Here is a 19344-nt window from a genome sequence, read left to right on the forward strand (position 1 = left end):
TAATCAAAATTAGCTGCCTTTTTTTATTTTTAAAAGTCTTCGTTAAATAAAGAAACTCAAGATGTAGTATAATATTGCTGCTAAAGCTGCTGAAACTGGGATTGTTAAAACCCAAGCCCATACCAATTTAACAGTTACTCCCCATTTTACCGCTGACGTCCCTTTGGTTAAACCTGAACCGATAATAGATCCAGTAATGGTGTGTGTAGTACTTACTGGAATTTTCAAGTGCTCGGTGAAGTATAAGGTTAAAGCACCTGCTGTTTCTGCTGTTACACCCTCAAAAGGAGTTACTTTCGTGATTTTAGAACCCATCGTTTTTACGATTTTCCAACCGCCACTTAAAGTTCCTACTGAGATTGCGGTATAACACGCTAGTGGAATCCAAGCAGGCATTTGAGCTGCAACATCATCGCCAGCAGCATCTTTATAAGGTAATACAACATGCAACCAATCTGGCATGCTAGCCATGGTAACACCTTCTTGATGTACATACACTAAAATTGCCGCAGCAATAATACCCATTACCTTCTGCGAATCGTTACCACCGTGCCCCAAACTGAAAGCTGCAGATGATAATAGTTGCATTTTTCTAAGCCATTTAGTAGACTGATGATGGCTCAAGAAGCTAAAAATCAAACAGAATGAACTAATAGTTAGGATGATAAATGCTACCAAAAACCATTTGATATTATGTGACTCGAATACTACACTCCAAAATTCAGACTCGAAACGTGGTTTGTGGATCTTATCATAAGGCACCATTTGAAAGTAGACAAATAATACCGTTGCTATCATTAATGAAATGGTGAAAAGTTTTGGCCAAATGCTTCTTTTTGCAGAATGTAGTAACCAAGCTGAAATAGCATAAGATACAATCGCTCCAATAAGTGGTGCTAATACGATAAATCCAACGATTACCAAAACGCCTGTTGGCATTTCTCCTGCTTTACCTTCTTTATACCAGTTCACTACATCTAACCCAGCGTGAGCAATTGCTGCACCAGCAAAACCACCAATTAAAGTGTGCGAAGAACTAGAAGGGATACCAAACCACCAGGTTAGTAAATTCCAAATAATGGCGGCGATAATACCCGCTAATATAACCGTAAGGTTAATAGACATGGTGTCGGCTGTTTTGGCAACGGTATCAGCAACGCCAAAACCAAATACCCAATACGCCAAAAAGTTAAAAAATGCAGCCCATACAACAGCTTGAAAAGGTGAAAGTACCTTTGTAGCTACAATGGTTGCAATTGCATTAGCAGCATCATGAAATCCATTGATATAATCAAAGATTAGCGCTAAAACAATAATTAAAATCAGTATGGTCATCATGGTTTTACGCGTTTTTAACCAAGATAGATTCTAGCACGTTGGCAGCATCTTCACATTTATCTGTAGCAATTTCAAGCGTTTGTAGCACTTCTTTCTGCTTAATTAATTCAATCGCATTAGTTTCAAACTCAAATAAACGAGCGATAGCTAAATTACAAGTGTAATCTGCTTGGTTTTCTGCACTGTTAATTCTAACACAAGCATCAGCAATTACTCTAATATTTTTAAAGCTTCTTAGCTCTTTAATCGCTTTTTCAAGGTCTGTACACATTTCCACAAGCAATTCTGCAAGCTTAACCATTGGTTCGCCAATGTTGGTTACATTGTATAGTTCAATGTTTCCAGCAGATGCATGGATATAATCAGCAATATCATCAATTGCACTAGCTAGCGAGTGGATGTCCTCTCTGTCAAACGGTGTGATGAAATTCTTGCTTAATTCAATGAAGATGGTGTGGGTAATGTCATCACCAACATGCTCAAGGCGTTCTACCTCTTTAATGGCTTCTTTTCTTTTTTCGATGTCTTCTGCAGTAACCACAACTAAAAGTGTTTCTGCGATTTTCCTAACATTACTTCCTGCTTGCTCAAATAATGGCTGGAATTTTTTGTCTTTAGGTGTAAAGAAGCTAAATATATTGCTCATACTCGTATTTAAATATGATGCAAAAGTAAAACCGCAATGTTAAGTTAATGTTAACTTTGACGACAATTTTACTTGTTTGTTAATTCATAACGAATTGTAGGTTAGTAAAATGCCTTCTATCAATGTTAAATGACGAAAATGGCGAATTATTTTTTACCGTAGCCTAACAATGGCTCATTACTTTTCTGCAATGTAAAGGCAAAAGTAGTTCCAATGTTTGGGGTGCTACGTACAGAAATGGTCTGTTGGTGGGCTTCCAAAATGTGTTTTACAATGGCTAAGCCTAAACCTGTGCCTCCCTCTTTTCTAGAACGATGTGAATCTATTCTGTAGAAACGTTCGAACAAGCGAGGCAAATGTTTTTCCTCAATACCCATGCCGTCATCCGTCACTTCAATTAGATATTGGTCATGCAATTCGAAAATCTTTATTGAGGTAGAGCCATTTTCCTTTCCGTATTTAATAGAGTTTTGGATAAGATTAATCATCACCTGCCTTATTTTTTCTCTATCTGCCTGTACCATAGTTGGCGCAGTATATTTATCCTTAAAAATGAATTTAGTTTTATTTGAAGCTGCCTTATCTTCCAAAATCTCTAAAACCTCTTTAATAAGTGGAACGATATCGAAACGAAGATAGTTGATTGGAATTTCGCCTGTTTCTAATTTCGAGATCGAATCTAAATCCTTAATTAAATAACTAAGGCGTTCTATATTGTTTTCAGCTTTCTTTAAAAATCTAACTGCCATTTCAGGATCGTCAACAATACAATCTTGCAGCGTTTCAATATAACCTTGTATGGCAAATAACGGCGTTTTAAACTCGTGTGAAACATTTGAAAGAAATTCTCTTCTAAATTGTTCCTGCTTTTTTAACAGTTCAATTTCCTTCTTTTTTTCGCCAGCCCATTCCTCTACTTCTTGTTGTACATCATTTATGGGGTCTGAGCTAACATATTCGCCAAGCGCTTCTTTTAAGTCCTTACCTAACTTTAAACTATGAATTTGCTTGTAAATAAGCTTGATTTTGCTGTAGATATATCTTTCTAATAAATAATAAAATACTAAAAAGCTTGTGCCAAACGATACCCCAAAAGATATGAGCAAATAGTACCAACTTTGTTGAAAGTGATAATTCACTAAACCAATGGATAAACCCACGGCTAACGCTGTGATAAAAACCAGTACACTAAATTTCATCTATTTTGTGGTATAATACCGCTAAATTACACCTAATAAGTTAAGATAATGTTAAGTACTACTTATAATTTCTCTGTAAGATACTTCCAATAGCGTTTTGGTACATGCTGTGTATGCAATTTTGTGTTTTTTCGGGCAACAATGTTCGTGCTCTTAAAATAGTCTTTCCATAAATCAGCGTAAAGCATTTCTTGTTCATCCAGCATGTGCTGATTAGATTTTTTCAATAAATTAATGTCGATATCCATTTCGATTTCTTCAACAGTTTCTAGATTGTAGAAAATGCCATAGTGCCTTTTGATGTCATAAATGATCCATTGTTGGTCGGCATAGCGGTTTTTAAAATGGTTAATCAGTAGCGGGATAACGTTGAAATCTGGATCGATGCCACAGTAAAATAAACCATCTGCAGTTTTTTGGAAACGGATAAAAGCCTCCATTCTATGTTTTTCTCGTTCTACCTTTCTTGCCGTTTGTGCAATATTTAAGACATGGGCATTGCCATAATTTTTTTCGGCACCTGCCTGATTTTGAAAAATGTAAATGCAAAAATCAAAAATTTCTTGATGCATTTCTGGAATTTCCGACAGATATGCACAATACAGGTTTCTCATCCAACGCCTGTCTAACCGTTTGGTTAAACCTTGCCAAACTCGATCAGCCTTGGTTCTGTCTGTTAAAACCTCAAAAGCTGTAGTAAAAGCATCTGGCTGATATTTTTGTTTGCTCACAACTGTGACTGCGCCAGGTTTTCTTTCAAACCATTCGAAAACTGCAGTGAGCAATCCTTCTAAACTGCCATCGAAAATGTAAATCATAATATTTGAAACATTAAGAAGTGAAGAGGAGTTACTTGATCATTCTTAATTACTTCATGTTTAAAACAGTAAAAGCTGATTATTTGCCGTTTTCAAATATTTACTCTGGCTTTCCGCTAAAATAAACCCTTTAATTTCGTGGCTTTGAAAGTCTTTCAATTGATAGGGGCTATCGGCACAAGTAATAAAATGCTTAGCTCTGTTATAAGCAATTCCAATTTTTTTTAACTGATGGATATAAAGCCTTCCGAATTTACGAGCTTGCACGATCTTCTGAGCCGAGCCCACTCCAATTCCTGGTACCCGTAAAATCATCTGATAATCTGCGGTATTAATGTCAATAGGAAAGTGTTGCATATTTCGCAGCGCCCAACTTAATTTTGGATCAATATCAGTATCTAGATGCGGGTTAGCATCATTAAGCAGTTCCCGAACATCGAAACCATAAAAACGCATTAGCCAATCGGTTTGGTAAAGTCTGTTTTCTCGCAACAAAGGTGGTTGGGTGCCTAAAATTGGCATTCTGCTATCATTACTAATTGGAATATAACCCGAGTAATAAACCCGTTTTAACGAAAAACTTTTGTAGAAATTCGCTGCAGTGTACATAATTTCCTTGTCGGTTTCGGGAGTTGCGCCAATTACCATCTGTGTGCTTTGTCCTGCAGGCACAAATTTGGGTACACTTTTAATCAGTTTCTTTTCTTCCTTAAATTGAATGATCTGATTTTTGACGAAGTCTAGCGGTTTAATCACATCTTGATGGCTTTTCTCGGGAGCTAAAAGTTTTAAGCCAGTTTCTGTAGGCATTTCTAAGTTAATGCTCATCCTGTCGGCATAAAAGCCGGCCTCTGTTATTAGTTCGTCACTAGCACCTGGAATTGTTTTCAGATGGATGTATCCATTGTAGTTTTCTTCTAATCGCAACTTTTTAACCACCCTAAGCAAGCGCTCCATGGTAAAATCTGCATTTTTGAAAATGCCCGAGCTTAAGAACAATCCCTCGATATAGTTTCTGCGATAAAAATTCATAGTCAATTCTACCACTTCATCTACAGTGAAGGCAGCACGTTCAATATCGTTGCTTCTACGGGAAACGCAATAGGCGCAATCGAAAATACAATGGTTAGTTAATAAGATTTTCAGTAGCGACACACATCGTCCATCTTCTGTATAGGTGTGGCAAATGCCAGATTGATGCCCATTTCCAACACCTTTATTCGTATTTTTTCTATCGCTGCCACTCGATGAACATGAAACATCATACTTCGCCGCATCGGCTAGTATATTTAGCTTTTCCCTTAATCTCTCAGACATATCAACCTAATTTACTAACAAATATAGTAAATTGGCTAATATTTTTAGTTTATTTTTTACCTTCCCATTCTTGATAAAATTGATCAAGGTAGATGAGCATGAAATCGTGACGCTGCTGTGCCATCTGTTTGCCCATATTCGTTTTCATCAAATCTTTTAATAACAAAAGCTTCTCGTAAAAATGATTGATGGTTGGAGCTGTGGTATTTTTATACTCCTCCTTTGTCATTTGTTGGTTTATCTTAATTTCTGGATCGTATAGCACCCTATTCTTAAAACCTCCATAGGTAAAGGCTCTTGCAATGCCAATGGCGCCAATAGCATCAAGCCTATCTGCATCTTGTACAACATTTAGCTCTTTTGAAAAATAGTTGATTTCTCCCAAGCTCGCTTTATAAGAAAGATTTTTGATGATGAGCTTTACTTCGTTGATGATGTTGGTTTCAACTCCAATGCTTTCTAAAAGGTCTCCAGCTTTCTGCGGACCAATCTCTTCATCGCCGCCATTAAATTTGCTGTCTGCAATGTCGTGCAACAAAGCCGCTAAAGCCACAGTCAAATCATTGGCCTTTTCGCTAGCGTTAATATGTTGGGCTGTTTTGTAAACACGTTCTATGTGGAACCAATCATGCCCTGCTTCGGCATTGGTTAAGGTTTTTTTAACAAAGTTGATGGTTTGATCTATGATATGTTGCATGCCACGAATTTAGCCAATTTTCATTCTGTCAATGATAGTAGCATTGTAAAAATGTGAACTAAGTTTGCGCAAAAAAAATGCTCAGCCTCTAAATTGAGACTGAGCATTTTAATACACTATCGCTAACTAATATTAAATATTAAGCTCTCTTTGATATAATTAATTCGTGTGTGTCTACGTCTAGCAGTTTTGCGATGTGAAATAATCGATCTAGAGTAATTTTGCTATAGCCTAACTCAATTTTGCTGTAAGCATTTTGAGAAATTCCGATTTTAGAGGCTAAATACTCTTGAGAAAAGTTTTTGTATTCACGTACTTTTCTAATTTTTAATGCGATGCGTTGCATCTCTTTTTTATATGTTTCGTTCATCATGTAGGTAGTTAGTGTACTTAAAGCTAAGCAAATACTTTGCCAATTACAACTTTTTGAATTAGCACCTATACGATTACAACTTTTTATATGATTATTTAATCGTAGATAAAAAATGAGCTATCGCCGATCCTCAAAAAATGGCTCTATACATTAATGAGAACAATTTTTTGGAGTAAGTAGAAAATGACTTAAAAAGTTATTGGTTATAATAGAAATTGAAAATGTGTGGAAAATATGTAACGCAAGCGTATAATTACGTCTACTAAATATTAATATAATCCCCAATCGTCCACAATATCATCTTTCTGAAAAAATGATACCCAAGTTTTAAAAAGTGCTTTAAACTTTTCCAGTTCGGTTATAACGATATCTTTATCAGCTTTGCTGCACTGCTCATAAAGGTGTGCTGCTTTAACTTGGGTTTCGAGTTCTATGGCATTTGTTCTAATGATCGAAGCATTTTCCATTCGAATGATGTAGATATCGCCACCTTCGGCACCAATAATTTTAGGGGCTAACATAAGGGCGTTCTGTAGAATCAGTTCTTTGGTACTCTCTGCCATTTCACCTTTTAGTGTTTCGGAGAAAATAGTAGCATACTTATAAACTTCTCTAGCTTGATTGTAGAGATTTTTAGCGCTCTGGTATCGAGGATTGTTTTTCCAATCTTCTCCAGATTCTTCATTTCTGAAGCGCTTAAAATCATCCCATTCGGGCAAGCTGTGAAATTTATCGATATCCATTATTAATTTCTTTGCGGGCGCTCACTTTCTGGTCGTCTGCTGCCATCGTATAATTCATACGTCAACATTCTGCAATCTAGCTTGCCGTTATAAAACTCGATTTTGGCATCGGCTTTTAAGCCAATCTTTTTTGCTAAATCTGGATTTCCAGTAAAAATATAACCATGATATCCTTTACAGTGCGTTTTCATAAAATCGCCCATGCGTTTATAGGTGAACTCCAATTTGCTGTGCGTTCCTAATCTTTCTCCGTACTCTGGGTTGAAAACCACCACACCTTTTCCTCCTTCTGGTACAGGTGTTTCTGCAAAATCACATACTTCGAACTGGATGATTTGGTCTACACCAGCTGTCTTTGCATTTTTTCTACTTACTTCTACTGCATCTTCAGAAAGGTCGGTAGCAATAATTTGTAAGTCTATGTTTTTAACTACCTGATCTTTCAATATCCTTCGCTCTGCAAAAAAGACTTCCTCATCATAGCCTATAATATGCATGAAACCATAGTTCATACGATACAATCCCGGTCGGCGGTTTGTAGCAATTAGTGCAGCCTCAATGGCCAAAGTTCCCGAACCACACATTGGGTTAATGAAGGGAGATTTCTTATCCCAAGATGTAGCCATTACCACGCTTGCTGCAAGCGCTTCGAGCATTGGTGCTTTGCCTGGAATTTTCCTGTAGCCGTGTTTACTTAGGGTTTCGCCACTGGTATCAATAAAAATATCAGCATCATTATCTTTCCAATATAAATGTACCACAGCTTTATTAGCATCAGAGCCTGTATTAGGACGGATGCCTTTTTTATCCTTAATTCTATCTACAATAGCATCCTTTACTTTTAAGTTTGCGAATAATGGCGTGGTGATAAATGGATTATCTACGTTAGATGTTACGGAGAAATATCCTGAAAAATCTAACAATTCTTCCCACTCTAAAGCTACTAACGCAGTATAAAGTTCTTCTGGATTTTTTGCTTTAAAACTCTTAAGGCTATATAAAATCTGACTTGCGCATCGCAAGTTTAAATTAAGTTTAATACACTCACTAAGCGTAATGTTAAGTTCAACGCCAGTAGGGAAGGCCCTTACGATGGTATAGCCCAGCTCTTCTACTTCAGCTTGCAAATAAGTTGATAGTCTTTTATTACAGGTTATGATAACCTTGCTCTTGGTGTGGAAAACTTGTGTCATATGATTTGCGAAGTTATCAATAAAAATATAGAGATTTGGATGGAAGAGAAATAATATAGTACAGACATGGAAATTAAAGGTAAGGTGCACGAAGTAGGTGCAGTACAACAAGTAAGTGAAACGTTTAAAAAACGTGATTTGATTATAGAATATGCTGAGAACCCGACTTATCCAGAATATATCAGATTTGAGGCATTGCAAGATAAAACGGCTTTACTTGATAGCTTGAAAGCTGGTGACGAAGTGGAAGTTTCTTTTAACCTACGTGGTCGTCCTTGGACTAATAAAGAAGGTGTAACTTCTTACTTTAACAGTTTAGTGGTTTGGCGTATTACTGCTTTAGCTAATACCGCTGGAGCCCCTGCAGCTGCCCCTCAATATGCAGCCCCTGCTGATGTAAGCACCGCTGCTGGTGAAGACGATGATTTACCATTCTAATAAGCTCTCTAAGGAACGCTCTCTAAAATCGCTTTTTAAGAAAACACTTTATAATTTGAAGCCGTTTAGTTTATAACTGAACGGCTTTTTTGCGTTGGCATAAGTTAAAAAGTGTTAAAGCATAGCCGCTTTTCTTATTGTCTTCGTTAACTTTGGATAAGTAGGAATGAAAAAGAGGAGCCTTTGGATCATAACCGCTTTAATGACCTTTGCGTTGTTAGGCGTTTTTGTAATGCAGATGTATTACATCAGGGAATCGTACAATCTAAAATCACAGCTTTTTGAGCAAAATGTAAATCAGGCCCTAACTGCGGTTGTCAATAAAATTCAAAAGAAAAACGTAATTAGCCGTATTAACAGGAAAGATGTTGAGTTTAAGGAATTGGAAGTAAGCAACATTAGGACTAAAACGGATAGTATTGTTGCTTTTAAAGAGCGTTATAAAGAAAGTAAAGTGCGTAGGTTGTTAAAACATCAGCAGCAAATTTTAGGATATCTGAATTTTCAGGACAGTATTATTAACGCAAACTATCTCCAGCCTCAGATTATTAGTGAAGAAGATTACGCTATTTTGTCTAATCCGAAACCTAATGATAATACTTTAACATACAATATTAATGAGGTAAGAACAAAGGACGGTAAAATTGTAAGTCGGCAATTTTCTTCTAGTTTTACGAAGAAACGTCCAGTTATTAAACTCGATAAGCTGCCTGATTCTATTATCTACCTTGCAATTAGTCCAGTTGATTTGAGGCCGCAATTTATAACTCTCCCGTCGGTAGATCCGGAATTGCGAATGCGATTTAAGATCGAAGAAGCAAATGCAGAGCACAGATATAAAATGGAGCTCGAAAGGCTTTACGCAGATACGGTTAACATATTTGAAAATAGAAGAGATGTGATGCTATTGCAAGATGTGGCAAAGGAAATGGCTAACAAAGATGTTTCGTTGGAAGATAGAATGCCAAGCCAGGAAACTGTAGATACTTTGATTAAGAAGGAACTGTTGAGTAAAAACATCGATCTGGATTATCAGTATTGGGTAACTCCATCTAAAAGTACTGGCAAAATTATTTATCAAAATGTTTCGCAAGCTATAGGTGAAACGCTGCCTAAAAACACATTCAGTAAGGTCATTTTCAGTAATAACTTAATGATCAAAGATCCAGGAATGTTATATGTGAGTTTCCCTAATAAGAACTCGCTTATCTTTAATACGATGTTTGCGATGTTGGCTTCTTCGGTAGGTTTGCTGTTGGTACTGGTTTCAATTTTCGCTTACACCATTTACGCTATCATCCGCCAGAAAAAGCTTTCTGAAATGAAAACCGACTTCATTAACAACATGACACATGAGTTTAAAACTCCTGTAGCAACCATCATGATTGCCAGCGAAGCTTTAAAAGACCCAGATTTAACACCAGATAAAGCTAGGGTAAATCGTTTGGCAGGTATTATTTACGATGAGAATGTACGTCTAGGTAATCATATTGAGCGGGTGTTAAGTGTTGCTAAGCTCGATAAAAAAGAATTAAAACTAGAGCGTAATCCAGTGGCAATGAACGAGCTGATTTCTGTGGTAGTAGATAGTATGAGTTTGCAACTGCAGAAGAAAGACGCTGAGCTATCGCTAGAGCTTGCTGCCAACCCTGATGTTGTAATTGGTGACGAACTGCATTTATCAAATTTAGTTTACAACCTGATTGACAATGCCAATAAGTATAGTCCTGAGAAACCGATAATAGCAATTAAAACCAAGAACTATGCAAATGGGGTTTGTATTGAGGTGAGCGATAAAGGAATTGGGATGACCAAAGAGCAAACCAAAAGGATATTTGATCAGTTTTATAGAGTGCCTACCGGAAATTTACACGATGTGAAGGGCTTCGGTTTAGGGCTAAGCTATGTACACGATATTATAGAGCAAATGAATGGAGCCATCAAGGTGAATAGTGAGAAAGATAATGGCACCACTTTTTTAATCTATTTACCATTTAAATTAAGCAATTGATATGAAGAAAATACTGTTGGTTGAAGACGATCCGAATTTAGGCTTATTGCTACAAGATTATTTGCAGATAAAAGGAAACTTTGAAGTGGTGTTGTGCACCGATGGTGAAGAAGGTTTAAAGGCTTTTGGGAAACAGGCTTTCGATATTTGCATATTAGATGTGATGATGCCGAAAAAAGATGGGTTTACTTTGGGTAAAGAAATCAGGAAAATTGATCAACAGGTGCCGATTATTTTTGCAACAGCAAAGTCGATGATGGAAGATAAATCACTAGCCTATGATTTAGGTGGCGATGATTATATCACTAAACCATTTCGAATTGAAGAACTGTTATTACGTATCAATGCTTTGCTAAAAAGAGCTTCTGCAGCTCAGCAACCTTCGCAAGAAGAAGATATTAAACAATTTGAAATTGGCGGTTACACTTTTGACTATACCACCCAGCTTATTCATTACAATGGTGCTCAGCAAAAACTTTCTACCAAAGAAGCAGAGCTTTTGCGCTTGCTGTGTTTAAAAAAGAATAGCGTACTTACCAGAGAAGAAGCATTGATTAGCATTTGGCACGACGATAACTATTTCAATGGTCGTAGCATGGATGTGTTTCTAAGCAAGTTGCGTAAGTACTTGAAAGAAGACCCGAGTGTTGAAATCATCAATGTTCATGGTAAAGGGTATAAGTTGGTAGTGAATTGATAGTTTTTGGTTAATCGGTTAACTGTGTAATTGGTTAATTGATTTCCCTTAGAACCGTAAAATAAAAATCGGTTAACCGCTAGTTAAAGCAGGTAACCGATTTTTCAGTTTAAAGAGTTAAACTCTTTAAAGCATTGTCCATTTAAAGGTTTGCTGTGCAGTTTTTCCCCAACCTTTCAGCGCTCCTTTTAAAATATCAAACAGTTGTTTGTTGTTTACAGCCTTTCCTTTAGTAGGAATTTTGAGCTTGTCTTCGCTAACAGGTACATCAGTTACGGAGGTGGCAAACCAAGTTACATGCTCGTGTGGTAAGGCTAAGCCTAAAATCATTCCAGGCAAACCGGTAAACGATTCAGGGCCACCACTAACGGCAATTTCCTCAGTGTAAAAAGCAACAACATAAACCGAATCCATCACTAAGGCATTTGCTCTACGGCAATTGTAACCAGCTACATTTCTAAATTCATCGGTAATTTTCCAGTTGATTTTTCTGGTGCTATCGCTTACCATATAAGTCTCATCGTAAACTTTCTTCTGTGTTTTGCTGGTTCCCGTAGTTAAATCAGTTAAGACGTTGTTGGCTTGCTGAAATTGGATAAGGTTAGAAAACCAAGCGTTAGATGTCACAATAACATCCTCTTCTGGTAAAAATGCAGTTTTATCGTTCGAGAAATGGAGTTTGCTTTTTGCGGTTTTAAACTGGGGATTGTTTTTTTGATAGTTTTCGAACATTTGTAAGTAGAAATTATCTTCGCCCCATATTTTAATCTGCTCTTTAATTAGTGCATAAGCGTTCACTCTTTTTTCGAACTCTATAGTTCCCTGAGTTACAAAACGAGCATGTTGTGCATTTGAGTTAAACGTAACTATCAACAAATATGCACTTATGATATATTTTAAAGTCTTCATTTTTTTAGAGAATTAAATTTAGTTTGCTTTTGGTGCTCCGCCGCCCATTTTATTGAAATCCCAAATTAGAGAGAACATAAAGTAACGAGCGATGTTGTTGAAACTAGTTTGGGTAATCAAGTTTGTAGTTGCCGATCTTCTGAAGCCAACATTTTGATTCAACAAGTCGTTAGCGCTAAGCATTACCTTGAAGCTTTCTTCCTTAAAGAATGCTTTAGTTATCGATGCGTTAATTAGCAAACGTTCGAAACTTTCGTTAAATGCTGCAGAACTAGGTTGGTAATTGTATTCAGAATTTGATTGGATAGATACTTTTCCAGGTAATTTAGCGCTTAAGTAAAGGTTACCGCGGTAGCCCCAACCTTTGTTGTTAATAGCCTTTTGCAGTGATGCTTCTTGAGCATTATAACTAGGGCCAAATGATAGGTAAAGCTGTTTTTTCTCGCCGTAACTGTTTATGCTTAATGAAGGGCTGTAGGCTTGGCTATTCGTAATGTTTAAGTCACCATTTACATAGTTATAAAAGCGAGAGCCGTTAACATCAAGGTTGAAGCCAAGATTAATATTTCCTAAAGAAGGTACTTTTCTAGAGTAACTGACATAAGCGAAATAGTTAAATGGAAGCTCGTCGTCTAAGTTCACAGATTTGAAAGTTGTTTTACCGCCTTCATCAATTGTGTTATTGCTTACAATTTGGTTGTTGGTAAAATTGAAACTTCCGCTTACATAGAAATTCTGATTGGTTATCACTTTGTAAGTGTTGTACCTGATGTTAAACCTGTTGTTATAAGCAGGTCTAAGCTGATCATTACCTTCTACAATATTTAAAGGGTCATCATTTACTCTAACTGGTTGTAATTGATTTACAGAAGGCTGAGTGTTTGATCCATTGTAGCTTACGCTGAACGATTTTTGCGCCGAAAATCTGTACTGATATGATGCTTGTGGCAGCCAATTGATAAAATTACGTTTAAAACGTGAGTTCGTATAAACCTCGGTTTGATCGAAGTTGATAAAACTGGTTTTGGTACCAACGTTCACAATGGTTTTGCCTTTTTTGTAGTTGAAAATTGCACCAACTTGATTTAGTAATTGGTCGGCATGGAAGTTGTTACTGAACTCTGTATTAAACTGGTCGTAAACGTTTGAAGGCGAAGCGTCGTAAGTAACTCGATCTGCTTTATTGGTAGTGTAAGTTAAACCGTAGTTGGCAACAAGACTTAAAAACTTGCTTAAAGGTTCGTTGTATGTAATGTTCGACGATAGTCTATTCGTTAAAATTTTGTTTTCTTTAAGCTGGTCGATGTTTTCACTGTCCTTAGCTGTGCCGTCTTCATTGAAAAACTCATTATCTGCCCTTAAGAAACCTTGACTAGTTGTCTTGTTATAAGACTGGCTAAGATTAACCGAATAGTTTCTTCCAGCCTTTTTTAGTTTTTTAGTGTAGAAAGCGCTTAAATTAAATAACTGCTGTTTGCTTTCGTTGTCTGTATTTCTGAAAGATGTATTTAGTAAAGAGTTGTCACCTCGTCTACTTTCCGCCTGTGTGGTCGAATTACTTTCCGAATTTCTCAAGGTTCCATCAATTACCACCTTCAAATTTGCACTTGTATCTAGTTTGATATTGTAAGTAGCATCAATTTTTTGCCTGAACATATCGTTTTCGGTAGTCTCGCCGCTAAGGGTTGTATAAACATCTGTTGGTAGCGTTTGCTGTCTTAAAATGTTTTTTCGAAGGTCAACATTCAATGAACCCGCTTTATAATTGGTATTGATACTTTCTTTATCCTTATTCCATTTGTTTTCGTAGTGTACGCCGCCGTTATGTGCAATTGGAATACCCTCGCCCCAATACCTACCACCGCCATCTAGTTCGTCTCCGCTCGACATAAAAATCATTCCATCATCAGTAACTTGCATTGCACCGCTGGTACCGTACTTATCAGCATCGTCCCAGTTTAAGCCAGTTTTACCAGTATTACTCGATGTAAAATAAGCCGCAATCTTTTCCTTATTCTTAAACTTATTGATCATGGCTTGGATTTGGTAAAAATCATCGGTGCCGTAACCAGCATCTACCTTGCCGAAATAACCTTGCTTCTTATCTTCTTTTAGTACAATGTTTAATGTTTGTGCTTTTTGTCCGTCGTCTACACCAGTAAACGCAGCTTGATCGCTAGATTTTTCAAATAATTGTACTTTATCAACCATATCGGCCCTCAAGTTTTTGGTCACTAGGGTTGGATCGTCTCCGAAAAACTCTTCGCCATCAACCAGAACCTTTTCTACCGTTTTTCCTTGTGCAGTGATTTTTCCTTGTGCATCAACCGTTACACCAGGGAACTTCTTCAATAAATCTTCTACACGATCATTAGGTTGTATTTTGTAGGCAGCGGCGTTAAATTCGGTGGTGTCTCCCTTAATTTTGATAGCAGCAGCCTGACCTTTAATGATTACCTCATTCAGTAGTTTAGCCTTAGTTTTCATGTCAATCGCATTAAAATCGATTGAATTATTAGCGGAATCTAAACTAAACTTATTTACAAAATCTGCGTATTCCGGGTAAGTAACTAAAAGAATGAAATCGCCCTTTTTCATATTCTGAAAAGAGAAGTTTCCATCTTTAGCTGCTCTAGTGAATTTATAGAGCGTAGAGTCTTTAGCGTTTAACACACTAACGGTAGCATTATGTAATTTGACATTGGAAGAGATATCTATAATAGCTCCCTTTACCGAATTGCTTTGAGAAAATGCTGAATAAGAAAACAGCAGGGCTGCTATAAGCGAGAGTAACGTTCTTTTCATTTAGTTAATGTTTGGTATGCGCTAAAGATATAAACTAAAATGTTAGTTGACAACTAAAAATGCGTTATTTAACATTTTTAACACAGTTTTAACATTTAGCAATTTTTATTATTAGACGAAAACAGTTCAAGTTTGTTGCATTCTCTTTTTGGGTAATTTGCAAAATAGCGAAGGATATGTCTTACTTTTGTTTAATTCGCTTTAACAAAATAAATTGATTTGGAAGAGAACGAACATCTACAACCTGCCGAACTTGCTGCCAGATTTATTAACCATACCTCCAGACATATTTTCTTAACAGGAAAAGCTGGAACAGGAAAAACTACGTTTTTACGAAACATAATTACCAAAACTCATAAGAAAGCGGTAATTGTGGCGCCAACTGGTATTGCTGCAATTAACGCTGCTGGAGTTACGATACATTCCTTGTTTCAATTGCCATTTGGTGCTTTTGTGCCACGAATTATTGCTGGACAAGAATTGCCATCGGGAGTTCCTTACAATACACCAAAAAGTATAGTGAGGCATTTGAGCATGAACTCGGTTAAGCGTAGAATTTTGCTTGACTTAGAGCTGCTGGTGATTGATGAAGTGAGTATGCTTCGTGCAGATTTACTTGATGCCATCGACTTTGTTTTACGTTACGTGCGTAAAAGCAATGAGTTTTTTGGGGGCGTGCAAGTGCTTTTTATTGGTGATTTGTACCAGCTGCCGCCAGTAGTAAGAAACCAAGAACAGGAAATTTTAGGTAAGTTTTACCAAAGTGCTTTTTTCTTCGATGCTTTGTGCTTGAAGGCAAATCCACCAATTTATATTGAGCTAGATAAAATCTACCGCCAATCAGACCCAACCTTTGTAGATTTATTGAACAATTTACGCAATAACATGGCAACCGAGCAAGACATCGCTCTGCTAAAGAGCCATTATAAAGAAAATTACAAGCCAGATTTAAACGACAATTACATTACGTTAACTACGCACAACAGCAAAGCTGATACGATGAACCGTAATAGCTTGAAGGAGCTGAAAGGTAAATCTTATTTCTACAATGCTACTATCGAAAAAGAGTTCTCAGAAAGTGCTTATCCGATAGAAAAAACCTTGGAATTAAAGATTGGTGCGCAGGTGATGTTCATCAAAAATGACCCAAAAGGAGAGCAAAGATTTTTTAATGGGAAGCTGGCGGTAGTTACCGATTTAAAGAGCGACTATATTGAAGTTAGGCCCGAAGGAAGTAGATATCCAATTGTTTTAGAGCAATACAGTTGGAAAAATATCAAGTACACTACCAACAAAAACACTAATGAAATTGAAGAAGAAGAAATTGGTACGTTTACGCATTATCCTTTGAAATTGGCGTGGGCAATTACGGTGCATAAAAGTCAGGGTTTAACTTTTGATAGGGCAATTGTAGATATTGGAGATGCCTTTGCACCGGGACAAATTTATGTGGCACTATCGCGATTGCGTTCTTTGGATGGTTTGATTTTAACATCGCATTTGAATAATAGGGGAATGAAAGCCGACCAAAATGTGGCTTATTATTCTCGAACTAAGGAACAACAGGAAAGTTTAGTTACCCAAATTACCAAAGAAGCTGATGCTTTTGTGAAGCAATCTTTGTTGCAAGCCTTCGATTTTACTTTGTTGGATAATTTTGTTTATGAGCACGTGTTCAGCTATAGTAAGGATGAAAAGCGTTCGGTTAAGCAGACGCATTTACCTTGGGCAGTGAAATTGCAACAAGAATTGATGGCGGCAAAAGTACATTCCGATAAGTTCCTGAAACAAATTGACCGAATGTTGGTGCTAGGCGAAACTGCAGATTTGAAACCTTTGATAGAACGCACCGAAGCAGCAAGCAATTATTTCAGTCCGATTTTAGTGGCACAGAGCGAAGCTGTTTTTGAACATATTGAAAACGTAAAACAGCAGAAGCAAACCAAAGAATATTTACACGAACTGATAGATTTAGAAGCGATGTTTTACGAGCAGTTCAAAAAGATTGTTCGTGCAAAAGCGATGTTGAGCGCAAAAGCAGAAGGTGTGGAAATTACAAAGGAAGAATTGCATCAACTGTATGGTTTTGCCAAACGCGAAGAGCAAATGTCGAAAGCTCGTAGCTTGCCAGATAAAAGCGAATTGGAACAGCATAAAGACGAGTTTAGACCAAGAGTAAGAACGAAAGAAAAAACGGAAAAAGTTCCCAAAATAGATACTAAGGAAGTTACGCTAGCTTTATTTAACGAAGGCAAAACGCCAACTGAAATTGCCGCAGAGCGAAAAATGACGAAAGGAACTATTGAAGGGCATTTGGCTCATTACATTGTGCAGAACCAAATTAGTGCAGATAAGGTATTGGCTAAGCATAAATTAGAAGTATTGCTAAAAGCTATCCGAGAATTGAAAAGCATAAAGCTTAACGAAGTCCGTGACCATGTTGGCAAGTCTTATGATTTTGGCGAGATAAAGATTGCAATTGCAGCATTTGTGGCGGAAGGCGAGTAGGTCTTCGGCAGTTCGTCATTCATCTTTGCAAGGATGGCAAGTTTAACATTGCAAAGCGCAATAAACGCCATACCGTCATTTCGACGATAGGAGAAATCTAGCAACTTCTGAGTTAATCGTTAGATTTCTCCGCTCGCTTCGCTGCGGTCGAAATGACGTGATGCCTAAAAACAAAAAAGCCCCAAGCAATTGCTCGAGGCTTCAAATTATAATAGGGAATGTTTGCGCTATTCTTTCCAGCCGCCACCTAAAGCACGATACAAATTCACAATTGCTTGCAACTTTTGTAATTTATCGTTAACGCCATTCAGCTGTGCTTGCAATAAACTCTGCTCAGAAGTCAACACATCTGTGTAGTTGGTTGCAGAGCTAAACTTTAGCAATTCTTCGGTGTAGTTTACAGCCTTTTCTAAGGAAGCTATTTGTTTCGCTCTCGAGGTTTCTTTATCAACTGCAGCTTGATATGCGAATAAGGCATTTGATACTTCAGAACCAGCAGTTAATACCGATTTTTGAAAACCATAAAAAGCTTCCTGTTGTGCTGCTTTAGCCGATGTTAACCTAGCTTTATTTTGACCTTTATTAAAAATTGGCTGCGTTAAACCACCAATGAAACTGTAAAAAATTGAGTTATTAAAAAAATTCTCTAATCTTAAAGTAGATAAACCACCATTTGCCGTCAAAGTCAATTGAGGATAAAAATAGGTTTTCGCCAAATTGGTGTTTTCAAAAGCAACCCTAAAAGCCAGTTCCGCTTGTTGCACATCTGGGCGATTTTTTAGCAGTTGCGATGAAATACCTACCTGCAAATCTTTATAACCCTGCTGCGTATCTAACGTACTTCTGGTTACTGCACCTGCACCTTTGCCCAATAAAAGATTTAAAGCGTTTTCTGTCTCTCTAATACTTCTTTTTAAATCTGGAATAGTTACCTCAGCTGCATATTGGTTGGCCTCACTTTGCACAACTGCCGCACCATTTACAATTCCCGCTTCTTTTAACGCTTTAATTGCTTCTACGTTTTTTACACGACTAGCTAGAGTTTGCTCCGTGATTTTCAACTGCAAATCTAAGGCTAGTAAAGTATAATAATTGGTAGCAATAGAACTAATCAATTGTGTTTGTACAGCACGTTTGGCTGCATCGGTTTGTAGGTACGAAGCCAATGCCGAACGTTTAGCGCTCCCTAATTTACCCCAAACATCAATTTCCCAACTAGTGCTTAGTTGTGCTCTGTATAATTGGGTTTCCAAAGGGATGTTAATAGTTGGCGGTAAGTTCAAAGCCGCTCTAGATTGCTTGTTGTCAGCCGCAGATAAATCCAAATTTAAGCTAGGTAAAAAAGCAACTTTGCTTAAGCGTAAGTTCGCTTCTGCGCTTTTCATTCTTTCTATCGAGCTTTTTAAATCTAAATTGTTTTCAATCGCTTCCTTAATTAACACTTGTAATTGGGGGTCGTTAAACAAAGTTGATGTAGGTAAATCTGCAATAGAAGTGGTGTCCGTACTCGCCACGTCTCTATACAATCCTTCCGCTTTTAATGCTTCGGGGGTTTTATATTTTTGAGTAACACAAGCTCCCAAACTTAAGAGTAAGAAACCTGTGATGAATATCGATATTTTATGATTTCGTGTCATTTTCAATAGCTAAAA

16 protein-coding genes are annotated in these 19344 nt (G+C 37.2%); 4 read left to right on the forward strand and 12 right to left on the reverse strand.

Features of this window, described 5'->3' with window-relative positions; all coding sequences use genetic code 11:
* Positions 1 to 42: 42 nt before the first annotated feature.
* The 9 genes from AC23ME_RS03935 to AC23ME_RS03975 form a co-directional block, all read right to left on the reverse strand.
* Positions 43 to 1338 (reverse strand): anion permease, encoded by a 1296-nt coding sequence (locus tag AC23ME_RS03935; RefSeq protein ID WP_487726438.1) that lies wholly within the window; start codon positions 1336 to 1338, stop codon positions 43 to 45.
* A 4-nt stretch (positions 1339 to 1342) separates the two neighbouring features.
* Entirely contained in the window at positions 1343 to 1984 is a 642-nt protein-coding gene (locus AC23ME_RS03940; RefSeq protein WP_308849301.1) for a DUF47 domain-containing protein, read from the reverse strand.
* Between the two features lie 146 nt (positions 1985 to 2130).
* Entirely contained in the window at positions 2131 to 3183 is a 1053-nt protein-coding gene (locus AC23ME_RS03945; protein ID WP_487726439.1) for a sensor histidine kinase, read from the reverse strand.
* A 62-nt stretch (positions 3184 to 3245) separates the two neighbouring features.
* Positions 3246 to 4001, reverse strand: coding sequence for a TIGR03915 family putative DNA repair protein (locus AC23ME_RS03950; protein WP_487726440.1), 756 nt, complete (start codon positions 3999 to 4001; stop codon positions 3246 to 3248).
* A gap of 60 nt (positions 4002 to 4061) precedes the next feature.
* Complete coding sequence (locus AC23ME_RS03955) at positions 4062 to 5318, reverse strand: putative DNA modification/repair radical SAM protein (RefSeq protein WP_487726441.1); 1257 nt, start codon at positions 5316 to 5318, stop codon at positions 4062 to 4064.
* 49 nt (positions 5319 to 5367) lie between these two features.
* Positions 5368 to 6015 (reverse strand): HD domain-containing protein, encoded by a 648-nt coding sequence (locus AC23ME_RS03960; protein WP_487726442.1) that lies wholly within the window; start codon positions 6013 to 6015, stop codon positions 5368 to 5370.
* 139 nt (positions 6016 to 6154) lie between these two features.
* Positions 6155 to 6388 carry a helix-turn-helix domain-containing protein gene (locus AC23ME_RS03965; RefSeq protein ID WP_487726443.1) on the reverse strand — a complete coding sequence of 78 codons (234 nt, stop codon included), beginning with the start codon at positions 6386 to 6388 and terminating at the stop codon, positions 6155 to 6157.
* A 269-nt stretch (positions 6389 to 6657) separates the two neighbouring features.
* The gene (locus tag AC23ME_RS03970) at positions 6658 to 7131 is read right to left on the reverse strand and encodes a hypothetical protein (RefSeq protein WP_487726444.1); all 474 of its coding nucleotides are present in this window, start codon (positions 7129 to 7131) and stop codon (positions 6658 to 6660) included.
* Between the two features lie 2 nt (positions 7132 to 7133).
* Positions 7134 to 8324, reverse strand: coding sequence for a THUMP domain-containing class I SAM-dependent RNA methyltransferase (locus tag AC23ME_RS03975; protein WP_487726445.1), 1191 nt, complete (start codon positions 8322 to 8324; stop codon positions 7134 to 7136).
* Positions 8325 to 8390: 66 nt separating this feature from the next.
* On the opposite strand from AC23ME_RS03975, the gene AC23ME_RS03980 reads away from it, so the two are divergent.
* From AC23ME_RS03980 to AC23ME_RS03990, 3 genes are all read left to right on the forward strand, one after another.
* Positions 8391 to 8762: a DUF3127 domain-containing protein gene (locus AC23ME_RS03980; protein WP_487726446.1), complete on the forward strand. Its 372-nt coding sequence runs from the start codon at positions 8391 to 8393 to the stop codon at positions 8760 to 8762.
* 166 nt (positions 8763 to 8928) lie between these two features.
* On the forward strand, positions 8929 to 10773 hold the full coding sequence (locus AC23ME_RS03985) for a sensor histidine kinase (RefSeq protein ID WP_487726447.1): 1845 nt from the start codon (positions 8929 to 8931) through the stop codon (positions 10771 to 10773).
* Position 10774: 1 nt separating this feature from the next.
* Positions 10775 to 11470, forward strand: a complete 696-nt coding sequence (locus AC23ME_RS03990) for a response regulator transcription factor (protein WP_487726448.1) — start codon at positions 10775 to 10777, stop codon at positions 11468 to 11470.
* A 126-nt stretch (positions 11471 to 11596) separates the two neighbouring features.
* On the opposite strand, the gene AC23ME_RS03995 is transcribed toward AC23ME_RS03990, so the two are convergent.
* Complete coding sequence (locus AC23ME_RS03995; protein WP_487726449.1) at positions 11597 to 12379, reverse strand: GLPGLI family protein; 783 nt, start codon at positions 12377 to 12379, stop codon at positions 11597 to 11599.
* A gap of 18 nt (positions 12380 to 12397) precedes the next feature.
* Complete coding sequence (locus AC23ME_RS04000) at positions 12398 to 15184, reverse strand: outer membrane beta-barrel family protein (RefSeq protein WP_487726450.1); 2787 nt, start codon at positions 15182 to 15184, stop codon at positions 12398 to 12400.
* 219 nt (positions 15185 to 15403) lie between these two features.
* Between AC23ME_RS04000 and AC23ME_RS04005 the strand changes: the two genes are divergently transcribed.
* On the forward strand, positions 15404 to 17692 hold the full coding sequence (locus AC23ME_RS04005) for a helix-turn-helix domain-containing protein (protein ID WP_487726451.1): 2289 nt from the start codon (positions 15404 to 15406) through the stop codon (positions 17690 to 17692).
* Positions 17693 to 17919: 227 nt separating this feature from the next.
* On the opposite strand, the gene AC23ME_RS04010 is transcribed toward AC23ME_RS04005, so the two are convergent.
* On the reverse strand, positions 17920 to 19329 hold the full coding sequence (locus tag AC23ME_RS04010) for an efflux transporter outer membrane subunit (RefSeq protein WP_487726452.1): 1410 nt from the start codon (positions 19327 to 19329) through the stop codon (positions 17920 to 17922).
* Positions 19330 to 19344 lie beyond the last annotated feature (15 nt).

It is taken from the genome of Pedobacter sp. T50_32, from assembly GCF_057652195.1.